Below are 12762 nucleotides of genomic sequence, written 5' to 3'. Positions count from 1 at the left end.
TTTTAAATTACTTGAAGCTGAACTTCGGGGAATCTTATTATCATATGGAAAAGAATATAAGATTCAATTTAACTAATGCCATATTTGCATTCCTACAAACAATTGTAATGAAGTACTTACCTTGGTCGTTAGCTGTAAACCAAATCCGAGGGATCCATGAACAAAAAATATCGGGGTCAAGTCTTGCAATCAAGCATTGGCCTAATTAAGTCGCTCAGGCCGACCCAGCGCGGCCATCGTCGTGGTTGATCTCAATCGTGGTGCCGTGTGCTGGTCGGCTTACCTTCGGCGTTAGCGTCAAGAATCGGCGAGATGAACACGGTTTACATTGAGACATCGATCGTTAGCTACTTGCGGCAAAGGCCAAGCAGCCAAATCGTAGCAGCAGCGCGACAACTGCTGACGCACCGCTGGTGGAACGACGAGCGAAAACAGTATGAACTTGTTATTTCGCAATACGTGATCGATGAAGCGTCAGCCGGCAATCCTGCGCTTGTAGCAGAACGGTTGGAGTCACTTGATGGCATTCCGCTATTGCCGCATGCGCCTGAAATCGTGACACTCGCTGATGAAATCATGTCGCTTGGCGTCCTACCGGAGAAAGCACAAGTCGATGCCCTTCACATCGCGACTGTTGCGCATCACCAGATACAATATTTGCTGACTTGGAACTGCAAGCATATTGCGAATGCAAAAATACTTCCCCGCATTCACGAGCTGCTTGTGAGGCGGGGCATCCCAATACCGATTATCTGCACCCCCGAGGAGTTGCTTGGCGATGAAACATGAAGCATCTGATTCAGTCATCGAAGAAATACATCTTACACGCGAGAAGATCTCTGAACGGTTCGGTGGCAGCATCGCCGCTATTGCCGAAGATGCAGCGCGTCGCCAGTCAGCGTCAAACAGACCAGTTTGGAAATCAAAAATGCCTAATCATTCGCTTCAGTCAAGCATCGGAGTCAAGTCTTGCAATCAAGCATTGACCTGACAAGCGGTTAAAGAGCAGACGACGCGGCGATCATTCTGCAACGTCGTGCCTGCGGGCGCCAACCAGAGAAAACCTCGATGAAACAAACTGTTTTCCCTCCAGGGTGGGACAGCAACCGAGTCGCCAAGGTTCTAGCGCACGACGAGACCCAGACTGAAGACGAAGCGCTTTTCGAAGACGAGGCCGCCTTTGAAATGGATGGACAAACAATGATGGAAGTGCCCACAGTGCTTGTGCCGGCGGTCAGGGAACTTCTCGCAAAACACAACGCAGCGTAAGGCTAACAACCGCCTCATAAGCGACCCCAAACCGCCCACTGTGCGTGGTGCGAATTGCCAGCCTTATCACAACGCGGTTTGAGTAAATGATAAGGGGCCAGGATCGATTTAATTTACAGGCATGGAATCGAATCAACTCAATCGCCTAATCATTCGCTTCAGTCGAATCCTGCTCCATTGTCAATTCACAAGCTCGGCTAAGATTTGTCTTTTACTTACCCAAAGGCCAAGCACAATTGAGCTATACCGCAGAAATACAAGAAAATGAGCGGAAAACCGGGATCGGAAAATTGGGCTTCACAGAAATCGCTGAAGGCGGAAAAGGCTCTCATCGCAAATTCGTTCACCCGAAATACCCCGGTACAGTGACTAGTGAGCGGACAGACCGGTGATGACGCGACGCGATATCAAGGGAAAAGCGACGCAAGCCGTTGAAATCGTTATCAAATATCAGCGTCCAAGGGTGATTAAAGATGGAATGGGCAAGCGTCCTTCACAATCCTTACCTGAAAGATCTTCCGTTCAAGATCGAACTCAATAAATGGGGCAAAATATTGATGAGCCCCGCCAGCAACAAGCATGGCAGTCTCCAGTATGAGGTAGGCGCGCTGATCGACAGAAAAAAAGGTAACGGCAAGATTATTATGGAGTGCTCGATGACAACGAGCGACGGAGTCAAGGTTGCCGACGTTGCCTGGGCTTCAGACGCTTTTATCGAGAGATATGGCTACGACACGCCCTATCTAAAAGCTCCAGAGATCTGTGTCGAGATCACCTCTCCTTCGAACTCAAGGGCTGAAATGGAGGAAAAGATTCAACTCTATCTCGCCAAGGGAGCGAAGGAAGTCTGGATCGTTGACGAAAACGGCCTTATCTCGTATTTCTCGCATGAAGGTTCAGTTCCGGAAAGCAGAGAAATGCAAGGCTGAACAGCGTTCCATCAGCACCAGGTTGCCCGCGCTTGCGCTCCGGCAGATCACCCATTGAACTATCGTCCTCACTCACACCACCGGCACTCACCATGAAAGCAAGACAAAAAAGACTGGTCTTCGTGGGCCTGGCGATCCTCGGGATCGGCACGGCCTCGGCCCTGGCCCTGACCGCACTGAAAAGCAATATCTCGTATTTCTTCAGTCCCTCGCAGGTGCTCGCCAACGAGGCGCCGCCGGATCATGTTTTCCGGCTCGGCGGACTGGTCACCAAGGGGACGCTCCTGCGCCAGCAGGACGGACTGACGGTGCACTTCGACGTGACCGATAACGCCGAAACGGTCAAGGTCGCCTATACTGGCATCCTGCCCGATTTGTTCAGCGAGGGGAAAGGCGTGGTGACCAAAGGGAAACTGGGGCCAGACGGGGTCTTTTATGCCGACGAGGTGCTGGCCAAACACGATGAGGAATATGTCCCGCCAGAGGTCGCCAGTACGCTCAAGACCGCCCATGCGGAAGGCGTGACGGAGTCCGCCACGACCGCCACCGGAGCAACCAACTGATGGTGCCAGAACTCGGTCATTTCGCGCTGATCCTGGCTCTGATGCTGGCAGTGGTCCAGTCGAGCGTGCCGCTGCTTGGCGCGTTTACCGGCAATCGCACCTGGATGGAGCTTGCCCGCCCGCTCGCCTGGGGTCAGTTCACCTTTATCGGGATCAGCTTCCTCTGTCTGCTGCAAGCCTTTCTGACCGACGATTTTTCGGTCATCTATGTGGCGACCAACTCCAATTCGCTGATGCCGACCGCCTACAAGGTCTCGGCCATCTGGGGCGCTCATGAAGGATCGCTGCTGCTCTGGGTGCTGATGCTGGCCGGCTGGGGCGCGGCGGTCGCCGCCTTTAGCAAAAACCTGCCGCTCCCGATGATCGCGCGGGTGATCTCGGTGCAGGGCATGGTCGCGATCGGTTTTCTGCTGTTCATGGTGCTGACCTCGAATCCCTTCGACCGCATTTTTCCGGTGCCGCTCGAAGGCCGCGATCTCAATCCGCTGTTGCAGGATCCGGGTCTGGCGATCCATCCGCCCATGCTCTACATGGGGTATGTTGGCTTTTCGGTTGCCTTTGCCTTTGCGATCGCGGCCCTGATCGGCGGCAAGCTGGATTCGGCCTGGGCGCGCTGGTCGCGGCCCTGGACGACGGCTGCCTGGATCTTTCTGACCATCGGGGTGGCGCTCGGCTCCTGGTGGGCCTATTACGAACTCGGCTGGGGCGGCTGGTGGTTCTGGGATCCGGTCGAGAACGCCTCCTTCATGCCCTGGCTGGTCGGGACCGCACTGATCCACTCGCTCGCGGTCACCGAGAAACGCGCCGCTTTCAAAAACTGGACCGTCCTGCTGGCGATCTCGGCCTTCTCGCTCTCGCTGCTCGGCACCTTCCTGGTCCGCTCCGGGGTACTCACCTCGGTGCATGCCTTCGCGACCGATCCGACACGCGGCACCTTCATCCTGATCTTCCTCTGTATCGTCATCGGCGGCTCGCTGGCGCTCTACGCCTGGCGCGCGCCCGCAATCTCCGGCGGCGGGCGTTTCGATCTGGTCTCGCGCGAGAGCTTTCTGCTGATCAATAACCTGCTGCTCGCCACGCTGGCGGTGCTGGTGCTGTTCGGCACGCTCGCGCCGCTGATCTACGATGCCGCTGGCTGGGGCAAGATCTCGGTCGGTTTCCCTTGGTTCAACAAGATGTTCGTGTTCCTGTCGCCGTTGCTGATTTTGGCGATGGGCATCGGTCCACTGACGCACTGGAAGCACGACGAACCGAAGCGTCTGCTCGGCTCGCTCTGGCTGGCGCTGGCGCTCGGCATCCTGACCCTGATCGTCACGACGTCGTCGCTCGTCCCGACGGGTCAGCTCGCGGTCGGATTCGGGCTCGGCATGGCGGTCTGGCTGGTCGCGACCCATCTCGTCAGCCTGTTCGACCGGCTCCGGCATCGCGGCTGGCTCAAGGGTCTGGCGGCCGACCTCGGCGGGAACAGCCGCAGCTATTACGGCATGTGGCTGGCCCATCTCGGCGTCGCCGTGTTTATCGTTGGCGTCACCATGGTCTCCAATCAAGGCACCGAGACGGATATCCGCATGTCGCCCGGCGGGGTTCACGAGGACGCGGGGCATCGCTTCCAGTTCAAGGGCGTCGAGATGGTCAAGGGTCCGAATTACGATGCCTTCCGGGGCGAGTTTGTCGTCTATCAGGGCGAACGGGAGATCGCCCGGCTCTACCCCGAAAAACGCAAGTATTTCTCGGGCGGCATGCCGATGACCGAGGCCGGGATCGATGCGGGCTTTCTGCGCGACATCTATATCTCGCTCGGCGAACCGATCGGCGTGTCCGGGGATTGGGCCTTGCGGGTTTACTACAAACCCTATGTCCGCTGGATCTGGCTCGGCTGCATCCTGATGGCCCTGGGCGGCGTTCTGTCGATCACCGACCGGCGTTATCGCACCGCTCCAGCACGCGCCAGCGCGGGCGCGATCACTGCAACCGTCAGCGCTTGAGGCTGTTGAACCATGAACAACTCCGCGTCACGCGCACTCATCCCGCTGGGTATTTTTCTCGTCCTGGCCGCCCTGCTCTTTTACGGCCTGCGCCTGGATCCCCGCAAGGTGCCGTCGCCGCTGGTCGACAAACCGGCACCGTCCTTCACGCTCCAGTCGCTCAAGGATCCAGGCCAGACCCTGACCAAGGACATCCTCCTCGGCAAGGTGTCGCTGGTGAACGTTTGGGCCTCCTGGTGTCCGTCCTGCCGTCAGGAGCATGGCGAACTCATGCGCATCGCCCGCGAGAACGACGTGCAGGTGATCGGCTTCAACTGGAAGGACACCCGACCGGAAGCCTTGCAGATGCTGCGTCAGTATGGCGACCCCTACTCGACCACCCTCTTCGATCCCGACAACCAAGCTGGAATCGACTGGGGCGTCTACGGCGCCCCCGAAACCTTCGTGGTGGATGGCGAGGGCATCATTCGCCACAAGCGAATCGGCCCCATCGACCGCGCCGTCTGGGAGTCAGAAATCCTCCCCGTTGTCGAACAATACCGCGCCAAATAACACCCTCTCCCGTAGAGACAAGGCAATGCCTTGTCTCTACGATGGCGGTGAAAACCCTGGATCAACCATGATGCCCATTAATAATCCACGCCTTTTTTCAGGTGCATTGCTGGCTGGCGCACTCGCGCTCAGCACGGCGCACGCCTATACCCTCGAAGAGTTCACCTTCGAGGATCCAGCGCGAACCGATGAATTTCGCACCCTGATCGGCGAACTCCGCTGTCTGGTGTGCCAGAACGAATCGCTCGCCGGCTCGCAGGCCGGCGTCGCCCAGGATCTGCGCAAGGAGGTCTATCGGATGATGCGGGAGGGCCAGAGCCGGCAGGAGGTCGTCGACTTCCTGGTGGCTCGTTATGGCGATTTCGTGCTCTACGAACCGCCCATCAAACCGTCCACTTACATCCTCTGGTTCGGCCCCTTCATCCTGGTCGGCGTCGGCGGCTTTCTGCTGTTTCGGACCCTGCAACGTAAAAAGGCCGAGCCCGAAGAGGATCTCAGCGAGGCCGACCGCGTCCGCCTTCAACAACTTCTCGCCAAGACCGGCGACCACCAGGATTAGGGGCTCACGATGATCTTCTGGATACTTGCCGCCGGTCTGATCGGTCTGGCGCTATCGTTCGTTCTTCTGCCGCTCGCGCGTCCGGAGACCTCCGACGACGCGCCGGAGCAGGACGCGCTCAATCTTGAGGTCTTCAACCAGCGTCTGGGCGAGCTGGATACCGATCTCAAGGCCGGTTTTCTCGACCGGGATCAATACGCCGCCGCCCGCCGTGATCTGGAGCGCGATCTCCTGCGCGATGTCGACGGCGATGGCACCGCGTCCTCCGCCAGCAAACCGACCTCGGCGCTTGGTCGCTGGGGGCTGGCCACGATCCTGACCCTCGCCGTACCGTCCGCCGCCGTGCTGATGTACCTGCAACTTGGCGACCTGGAGATTGCCCCCCGCCTGGAGGCCGCCGCCAGCGGACAGCCGGATCCGGCCGACGGAACGGACGGTCAGGATGCACCCTCCATGGAGGTACTGGTCGAACGGCTGGAAGCACGCATGAAGGAAAACCCGGCAAATCTCGAAGGCTGGCTGATGCTCGGACGAACCTATTTCGCCATGGACCAAAGGGACCGGGGACTCGCCGCCATCTCCAAAGCCTATGAACTTGCACCGAATCAGACCGAGGTGATGCTCGCCTACGCCGAGGCGCTCGCCGCCGCCAGCGACACCAAGAGCCTGGAAGGTCGGCCAGCCGAACTGATCGGCGCCGCGCTGAAACAGGAGCCCGCCAACCCCAATGCCCGCTGGCTGGACGGGATGATGTCCTACCAGCGCGGTCAGTACCAGACCGCCGCCGTCGCCTGGCAAAAAATCCTCGACGAACTGGAACCGGGCAGCGAGGAGGCCAACAATCTGCGCCAGATGGTCGATGAAGCCAACAGCCGCGCCGGTCAGCCGAAACCGGCCACGCCGACCATCGTCGCGCAGGCAACCCCGCCGACACCAGTGGCGGATGAGTTACCGTCACTGACGCAGTCCGACCCGGTCCCAGCAAGCGTCCCCGCCACCCCGGAGCCTGCGACCGGCGCCAGTCTCTCCGTCGAAGTCACCCTGGACCCCACCATCGCCGCCCAGGTCGGGCCGGACCAGACGGTGTTCGTCTTCGCGCGCGCCGCCGTCGGTCCGCCCATGCCGCTCGCCGCGCTGCGCCTGCACGTCAAAGATCTGCCCCGGTCGGTCACCCTGGACGACAGCCTCGCGATGAACCCGGCGATGCGTCTCTCGGCCTTCCCCGAGGTCATCGTCGGCGCCCGCATTTCGCGGAGCGGACAGGCCACGCCGCAAGCAGGCGATCTCGAAGGCGAGATCGGGCCGATCAAACTCGACGGAACCAAGAAGGTCTTGGTCAGGATCGATCGCGTGCGTCCGTAAGCAATGACGCAAAACAACTGAAACTGCCTGCCATCCAGCCATCTCCCCAGCGGGGAGAAGGCTGTCCTTACTTCGGCGTCGCTCAGCAGAGGCACTGGGACTGGTCAACTTCCACCAACGGATCCAGGCATCGGCGTAAAATCGCGATGACAGGCATAGCGGGGGGCTCCTTGGCAGGTGTCGTCGCTTTTGTGGAACCACAACGATCTGGCGCAGCTCGCTACGCCAAACTTCTGATAGTCTCCACCTGAGAAACGAAAACCGCATTCATCCCGATCGGAAGACCCCATCATGAAGACTCTGCCACTCATCCTGCGCAAAGATCAGGAACGCCGCCTGATTGCTGGCCATTGCTGGATCTACAGCAATGAAGTCGACACCCAGGCGACACCATTAAAAAACCTGGAGCCAGGCCAACCAGTCGAGATTCTGAGCGACCACGAGCGCTGGATCGGGCATGGCTATGTCAACCCGCATTCGCTGATCTGCGCCCGGATCGTGACGCGCGACCGCAATCACCCGCTGAGTCCGGCTCTCTGGCTCAAGCGCATCCATGATGCACTGGTACTGCGTGAACGGCTCTACAAACGCCCCTTCTATCGGCTGGTGTTCGGGGAAAGCGATGGTCTGCCGGGCCTGATCGTGGACCGTTACGATGACCTGCTCGCGGTGCAGATCACGACCGCCGGGATGGAGCGGGTGCGCGGGGAAATCCTGGCCGCGCTGGAACAGGTGATGCGGCCTAGGGCGATCGTGCTGCGCAACGACACCGCCGTGCGCGAACTGGAGGGCCTGCCGCGTGGCGTGGAAACGGTGCTCGGAACGCCCGAGGACAGCCTGACGTTGATCGAGCACGAACTGGCCTTCGAGATCTCGCCCCTGAGCGGACAAAAGACCGGCTGGTTCTTCGATCAGGCCGAGAACCGCACCCGGCTCGCCCGCTATGGGGTCGGCAAGCGGGTGCTGGACGTGTGCAGCTATATCGGCGCCTGGGGGCTGCGCGCCGCCGCGCTGGGCGCCGAGGACGTGACCTGCGTGGACAGCTCGCACACCGCGCTGGAACGGGTCGCCGACAACGCCGCCCGCAACCATCTCGACAGCCGCGTCAACCATCTTCATGGCGATGCCTTCGAAGTCTTGCGCGATCTGAGCGACAAGGGCAAGCGCTTCGATACCGTGATTCTCGATCCACCCGCCTTCATCAAGCGCCGCAAGGACGAGAAAGAAGGCACCCAGGCGTATCAGCGGCTCAACCGGCTCGGGATCGAGGTTCTGGAGCCCGGTGGGCTCCTGGTGACGTCTTCCTGCTCCTTCCACATGGACCGCGACACCTTTTTGCGCTCGGTTCAGCTTGCGGCGCGCCGTGCCGGACGCAATCTTCAGTTGCTGGAAGTCGGCCAACAGGGACCGGACCATCCGGTCCACCCAGCCATTTCCGAGACCGCTTATCTGAAAACCTGCTTTCTCCGGGTGCTGCCGGAATTCTAAAGCTGGATTTTAGTCATCGGCTTACATAAACTTTCTGGCGTTGATTATGAACTTTGCCGGCGATCAGCCGGCACCGGCGATTCAGGACGCACTCCATGTATTTCAACGCCAAAGATTCCCAGGCTATCGATCGCACCCAGCCCTCGAGACAGCCGTCCAGACAAATCCATTCGCTCGGGATGCGTGTTTTCGTCGCGTTCGCGCTCACCGGACTGCTCGGGCTGACGGGCTGCGGCAGCACGCCGCCAGTCTCTCAAAAGGCCGCCGGCCCCGTCGATCAGGTCGTGGTCAAGAAGTCCGAGCGACGAATCGAATTGCTCAGCCGCGGCCAGGTGGTCCGGAAATACCGTGTCGCCCTTGGCGGCTCGCCCAACGGCCACAAATACCGCGAGGGCGATCAGCGCACGCCGGTCGGCGATTATGTGCTGAACTGGCGCAATCCCCGAAGCAATTATTACAAGGCCATCCATATTTCCTATCCCAACGAGCAGGACAAATTTGTCAGCCGCCAGCTCGGATTCAACCCCGGCGGCATGATCATGCTCCACGGATTTCCCAACTATATTCAGTCGGAAAGCATGCGTCGTCTCTATACCAACACTGACTGGACCCACGGCTGCATCGCCGTCCAGAATCATGAAATCGACGAGATCTGGAACCTGGTTCCGGACGGGACACCGATTCGGATCATGCCCTGAACCGCGTTCGATCAGGAAGATGACGGCATCAAGGCTGGGATGCCGCCGCCTCGCGATACCAGCCGACCTCGGCAAGACAGACGCGGGCCCGAAAGGCACGGCCGATGGCGACGATTCCGAGTTTCGTCAAACGCGCGGGGTTGAACTCGGGTTTCAGGCGATGCGGCTGAAAATCCGTGAAGGGGAGCCGGATCTCCCGCCAATTCGGCCCCGTCGTAAAGGCCGCGCGATAGGACTGCCAGGGCAGCACGCTGTCGGCGGTCTTGAGATGGACATGGTAGATCTCGCCATTGCCGCGCGCCACCAGCCGCAAGCCCCTAAAACCCCGCGCATCCAGCGGCGTTGCCGTCGACGTCAGCGCCAGATTGACCTGCACAAAACCGCCTTGGCGCTCCATGCTCACATCGCCTTCCAGACAGAGCGCCCGTCGCCCGTCCAGTTCGATGCGCGTCATGGTCGCCTGGGAGATGCCGCCCATCACCCCGTCGGTCACCAGACGCCAGCATGTGCCCAGTCGCGAGCGTCCCTCGGGATGCGAGAAGTCGTCGATCAGCGCCGGATTTAGGCTCATCGGCCGCTCCTGTCCTGCCGCACGGTCGGCGTCAACTCCACCGTCGTCTGGCCGTTGCCGATCCAGACCTGACCGCCATCGATGGTGCACTGGAGATCCATGGAACGCGCCACCAGTCCGGTCAGTGACTGTACCTCGGCGCTGTTCAGGTCGAGCACCCGGAGATTGCGCAGACGTTGCAGGCTCGCGCCGTTCTGTTGCCACCAGAGGTCGCCCGCCCGTCCCGCGAAATTGATCGTCACCACTTCCTGGGCGCGTCCGCTAGCCTGGCGGAGGCGCCGCTCGTCCGGTTGGCCCAGTTCGATCCAGCGCTCGATCTCGCCGCTCAGACCGCGCTGCCAAAGATCCGGCTCGTCGTCGGTGGAGAGTCCCTTGGTGAAGCTCAACAGCGGGTCGGCGAAGAGACAGAAGGCGAACAGCCGGACCATCATCCGCGTGTCGGTTTCGGAGGGATGACGGGCCAGGGTGAGCGCATGGCTGGCGTAATAGTGACGGTCCATGTCGCTGATCTGAACCTGCGCCTTGAACACGGTTGCCTTGAGGGCCATGGGGTCTATCCTGAATCAGTGAGGGATGCCCAAGCGGGCAGACGCTCATATTACCCGCGAAAGCGCGTCAATAGCGGCATGACCTGTGTGTCATGCCGATCGTTCATCAGCATCGGAGAGGAGGTTCCCATGGCTCAATGGCGTGATGTTGCGAAGGCATTTGCCCTTGCCGATGGCCATATCAGTCAGAAAGAAGTCGAAGTTCTGCGCCGGACGCTGTTCGCGGACGGCCATATTTCCAAGAGCGAACTGGATTTTTTGCGAGAAATCAAGAAGGAAGCGACATCGTCGGTGCAGTTGCTCGATGCCTTGATCGCGGATTGCGAAACGTCGCTCGACTGACGCCGATTGCGGTCCTGACCGCCGATCTCATGCAACGCATCCAGTTTCCCGACCATCTGATCTGGGGCGCGGCGACGGCGGCCTTTCAGATCGAGGGTGCCGCCAACCTGGATGGCAAGGCCCCGTCGATCTGGGATCGCTTCACGGCGCGGCGCGGCCGGATTCTGGACGGCACGGATGCCAGCGTTGCCTGCGATCATTATCGGCGCTATCGCGAGGATCTGGAGCTCATGGCGGCGCTTGGACTGGGCGCCTATCGCTTTTCGATCGCCTGGCCGCGGGTGATTTCCAGCCCCGCGCGGCGGCTGAATCGGTTGGGTCTCGATTTTTACGAGCGGCTGGTCGACGGCCTGCTCGCGCGCGGGATTCGGCCGTTCGCGACCCTCTACCACTGGGATCTGCCCTGGTTCGAGCAGCAGCGCGGCGGCTGGGAGTCGCGCGACACCGTCTGGCGCTTTGCCGACTATGCCGAGACGGCCGCGCGCGCCCTGGGCGATCGGGTCAAGCACTGGGTCACCATCAACGAACCGCTCACCATCGCCACCGCAGGCTATGTCTCCGGCGATCATGCGCCCGGCCGACACCTTCCGCTACTGGCCTTGCGCGTCGCCCATCATCTCCTGCTGGCCCATGGCGCCGGGCTTCAGCGTCTGCGCGCGCACGTCCCCGATGCCGAGATCGGACCCGCGCTCAACCTCTTCCCGGTGCTCCCGCGTCGGCGCTCGGATGTGCGTCTGGCCGAGCGGATCGATGCCCTGGCGAATCGACTCTTCGCCGATCCGATCCTGGCCGGGAGCTATCCGGCGCCGGTCCGGCGTCTGCTGTCGATCTATCGACGAACCCTGCGTCCGGGCGATCTGGCGCTCATCGGTCAGCCGGTCGATTTCGTCGGCGTCAACCACTATTCGCACCTCATCGTGGAGCGCAACTGGCTGCCCTGGCTGGGTTTTCGGCTGGCGCGCAGCCTGGATCCGAACGCCCGGCACACCGCCATGGACTGGCAGATCGAGCCGCGCAGCTTTCTCGATACCCTGACCTGGCTACGTGAGCGTTACGGCAATCCGCCGGTCTATATTACCGAGAACGGCGCGGCCTTCGTCGACCGGGTCGAGTCGGACGGGAGCGTGCGCGACCCGCTGCGGCGCGACTATCTGGAAGGCTATCTGTTCATGCTGCACCGTGCCTTGGACGCGGGCAGCGAGGTGCGCGGGTATTTCGTCTGGAGCCTGCTGGACAATTTCGAGTGGTCCCTGGGCCTGTCGAAGCGCTTCGGATTGATCCATGTCGACTATCGCAGCCTGCGGCGGACACCCAAACTCAGCGCGCGCTGGTATGCGGACGTGTGCCGCACCGGCGGTTTCGATCTCGACGACGCGCTGTATCGATCCTTGCTTGCCACCGCGCTCGATCATTCGCTGGAACTGATCTAACCCGCGCCAGCGCCTGTCATGCCGGGCGCGATTCACTGTCATCGGGGGACCACATGAAGGCCAGTGTCATCATTCCAACCCTGAACGAATCCGCACTCCTCCCCGGATTGCTGGATCGGCTCGACCGTCAGACCTTTCGCGACTTTGAGATCATCGTGGCCGATGCCGGCTCGACCGACGGTACGCGCGCGATCTGCCACGCCCGAGGCGTGATCCTGACCGAGGGCGGGATGCCTGCGGTGGGCCGTAACCGCGGTGCCGTGATGGCGCGCGGCGAGCGACTGTTTTTCTTCGATGCCGATGTCCTGCCGCCAGCGGATTTTCTGGAAGGGGGGTGGTCGGTTAGTGCCTCCACGCCCTATATGTTGTGGTCACCACTTATAGCCATGCGTCACTGCGGCTTCAGTGACGGGCTCGGTAACGACCGCCTGCTCCATGAGTCGGCGGAAGACGAGTCCACGGCTCT

Annotated in this window: 15 protein-coding genes and 1 pseudogene; 14 read left to right on the top strand and 2 right to left on the bottom strand. The window is 60.7% G+C overall.

The features are described 5' to 3' along the window. The first annotated feature begins 312 nt into the window (after nucleotides 1–312). The 11 genes from QZY07_RS11470 (at nucleotide 313) to QZY07_RS11420 (ending at nucleotide 9405) form a co-directional block, all read left to right on the top strand. Nucleotides 313–789, top strand: a complete 477-nt coding sequence (locus tag QZY07_RS11470; protein WP_295402563.1) for a type II toxin-antitoxin system VapC family toxin — start codon at nucleotides 313–315, stop codon at nucleotides 787–789. Next, nucleotides 779–991: a hypothetical protein gene (locus QZY07_RS11465; RefSeq protein WP_295402561.1), complete on the top strand. Its 213-nt coding sequence runs from the start codon at nucleotides 779–781 to the stop codon at nucleotides 989–991. The genes QZY07_RS11470 and QZY07_RS11465 overlap by 11 nt, the downstream gene beginning before the upstream one ends. Nucleotides 992–1068: 77 nt before the next feature. Next, nucleotides 1069–1269 carry a hypothetical protein gene (locus tag QZY07_RS11460; RefSeq protein WP_295402559.1) on the top strand — a complete coding sequence of 67 codons (201 nt, stop codon included), beginning with the start codon at nucleotides 1069–1071 and terminating at the stop codon, nucleotides 1267–1269. Nucleotides 1270–1742: 473 nt separating this feature from the next. Continuing rightward, nucleotides 1743–2198, top strand: coding sequence for a Uma2 family endonuclease (locus QZY07_RS11455; protein ID WP_295402557.1), 456 nt, complete (start codon nucleotides 1743–1745; stop codon nucleotides 2196–2198). Between the two features lie 92 nt (nucleotides 2199–2290). Next, entirely contained in the window at nucleotides 2291–2761 is a 471-nt protein-coding gene (gene ccmE, locus QZY07_RS11450; protein WP_295402555.1) for a cytochrome c maturation protein CcmE, read from the top strand. Next, on the top strand, nucleotides 2761–4746 hold the full coding sequence (locus tag QZY07_RS11445; protein ID WP_295402553.1) for a heme lyase CcmF/NrfE family subunit: 1986 nt from the start codon (nucleotides 2761–2763) through the stop codon (nucleotides 4744–4746). The genes ccmE and QZY07_RS11445 overlap by 1 nt, the downstream gene beginning before the upstream one ends. A 12-nt stretch (nucleotides 4747–4758) precedes the next feature. Beyond that, nucleotides 4759–5298, top strand: coding sequence for a DsbE family thiol:disulfide interchange protein (locus QZY07_RS11440; RefSeq protein ID WP_295402551.1), 540 nt, complete (start codon nucleotides 4759–4761; stop codon nucleotides 5296–5298). A gap of 67 nt (nucleotides 5299–5365) precedes the next feature. Beyond that, nucleotides 5366–5857 carry a cytochrome c-type biogenesis protein gene (locus QZY07_RS11435; protein ID WP_295402549.1) on the top strand — a complete coding sequence of 164 codons (492 nt, stop codon included), beginning with the start codon at nucleotides 5366–5368 and terminating at the stop codon, nucleotides 5855–5857. 9 nt (nucleotides 5858–5866) lie between these two features. After that, nucleotides 5867–7219 carry a c-type cytochrome biogenesis protein CcmI gene (gene ccmI, locus QZY07_RS11430; protein WP_295402547.1) on the top strand — a complete coding sequence of 451 codons (1353 nt, stop codon included), beginning with the start codon at nucleotides 5867–5869 and terminating at the stop codon, nucleotides 7217–7219. 291 nt (nucleotides 7220–7510) lie between these two features. Further along, entirely contained in the window at nucleotides 7511–8707 is a 1197-nt protein-coding gene (locus QZY07_RS11425; RefSeq protein ID WP_295402545.1) for a class I SAM-dependent rRNA methyltransferase, read from the top strand. Between the two features lie 179 nt (nucleotides 8708–8886). After that, nucleotides 8887–9405 (top strand): L,D-transpeptidase family protein, encoded by a 519-nt coding sequence (locus QZY07_RS11420; RefSeq protein ID WP_295402543.1) that lies wholly within the window; start codon nucleotides 8887–8889, stop codon nucleotides 9403–9405. A gap of 28 nt (nucleotides 9406–9433) precedes the next feature. Here the strand turns inward: QZY07_RS11420 and QZY07_RS11415 are convergent, their stop codons facing one another. Together QZY07_RS11415 and QZY07_RS11410 are read right to left on the bottom strand one after the other, a co-directional pair. Further along, entirely contained in the window at nucleotides 9434–9976 is a 543-nt protein-coding gene (locus tag QZY07_RS11415; RefSeq protein WP_295402542.1) for a CIA30 family protein, read from the bottom strand. Continuing rightward, the gene (locus tag QZY07_RS11410; protein WP_295402540.1) at nucleotides 9973–10524 is read right to left on the bottom strand and encodes a YaeQ family protein; all 552 of its coding nucleotides are present in this window, start codon (nucleotides 10522–10524) and stop codon (nucleotides 9973–9975) included. Before QZY07_RS11410 ends, QZY07_RS11415 begins: the two co-directional genes overlap by 4 nt. Before the next feature lie 129 nt (nucleotides 10525–10653). On the opposite strand from QZY07_RS11410, the gene QZY07_RS11405 reads away from it, so the two are divergent. From QZY07_RS11405 to QZY07_RS11395, 3 genes and pseudogenes are all read left to right on the top strand, one after another. Then, nucleotides 10654–10866: a hypothetical protein gene (locus tag QZY07_RS11405; RefSeq protein WP_295402539.1), complete on the top strand. Its 213-nt coding sequence runs from the start codon at nucleotides 10654–10656 to the stop codon at nucleotides 10864–10866. Continuing rightward, the gene (locus tag QZY07_RS11400; RefSeq protein WP_295402537.1) at nucleotides 10845–12296 is read left to right on the top strand and encodes a GH1 family beta-glucosidase; all 1452 of its coding nucleotides are present in this window, start codon (nucleotides 10845–10847) and stop codon (nucleotides 12294–12296) included. The genes QZY07_RS11405 and QZY07_RS11400 overlap by 22 nt, the downstream gene beginning before the upstream one ends. 53 nt (nucleotides 12297–12349) lie before the next feature. Further along, nucleotides 12350–12565: pseudogene (locus QZY07_RS11395) on the top strand (glycosyltransferase); the annotation flags it as partial. Nucleotides 12566–12762: the final 197 nt, after the last annotated feature.

This window comes from uncultured Thiocystis sp. (assembly GCF_903866365.1).
GTDB lineage: Bacteria > Pseudomonadota > Gammaproteobacteria > Chromatiales > Chromatiaceae > Chromatium.
This window is presented reverse-complemented; position numbering and strand designations above follow the sequence as displayed.

Bases quoted from the DNA above. Each gene is read 5' to 3' on its own strand.
- QZY07_RS11405 (WP_295402539.1), top strand. From the start codon at position 10,654: ATGGCTCAATGGCGTGATGTTGCGAAGGCATTTGCCCTTGCCGATGGC.
- ccmE (WP_295402555.1), top strand. From the start codon at position 2,291: ATGAAAGCAAGACAAAAAAGACTGGTCTTCGTGGGCCTGGCGATCCTC.
- QZY07_RS11460 (WP_295402559.1), top strand. From the start codon at position 1,069: ATGAAACAAACTGTTTTCCCTCCAGGGTGGGACAGCAACCGAGTCGCC.
- QZY07_RS11455 (WP_295402557.1), top strand. From the start codon at position 1,743: ATGGAATGGGCAAGCGTCCTTCACAATCCTTACCTGAAAGATCTTCCG.
- QZY07_RS11425 (WP_295402545.1), top strand. From the start codon at position 7,511: ATGAAGACTCTGCCACTCATCCTGCGCAAAGATCAGGAACGCCGCCTG.
- QZY07_RS11420 (WP_295402543.1), top strand. From the start codon at position 8,887: ATGCGTGTTTTCGTCGCGTTCGCGCTCACCGGACTGCTCGGGCTGACG.
- QZY07_RS11440 (WP_295402551.1), top strand. From the start codon at position 4,759: ATGAACAACTCCGCGTCACGCGCACTCATCCCGCTGGGTATTTTTCTC.
- QZY07_RS11410 (WP_295402540.1), bottom strand. From the start codon at position 10,524: ATGGCCCTCAAGGCAACCGTGTTCAAGGCGCAGGTTCAGATCAGCGAC.
- QZY07_RS11465 (WP_295402561.1), top strand. From the start codon at position 779: ATGAAACATGAAGCATCTGATTCAGTCATCGAAGAAATACATCTTACA.
- QZY07_RS11435 (WP_295402549.1), top strand. From the start codon at position 5,366: ATGATGCCCATTAATAATCCACGCCTTTTTTCAGGTGCATTGCTGGCT.
- QZY07_RS11470 (WP_295402563.1), top strand. From the start codon at position 313: ATGAACACGGTTTACATTGAGACATCGATCGTTAGCTACTTGCGGCAA.
- QZY07_RS11415 (WP_295402542.1), bottom strand. From the start codon at position 9,976: ATGAGCCTAAATCCGGCGCTGATCGACGACTTCTCGCATCCCGAGGGA.
- QZY07_RS11445 (WP_295402553.1), top strand. From the start codon at position 2,761: ATGGTGCCAGAACTCGGTCATTTCGCGCTGATCCTGGCTCTGATGCTG.
- ccmI (WP_295402547.1), top strand. From the start codon at position 5,867: ATGATCTTCTGGATACTTGCCGCCGGTCTGATCGGTCTGGCGCTATCG.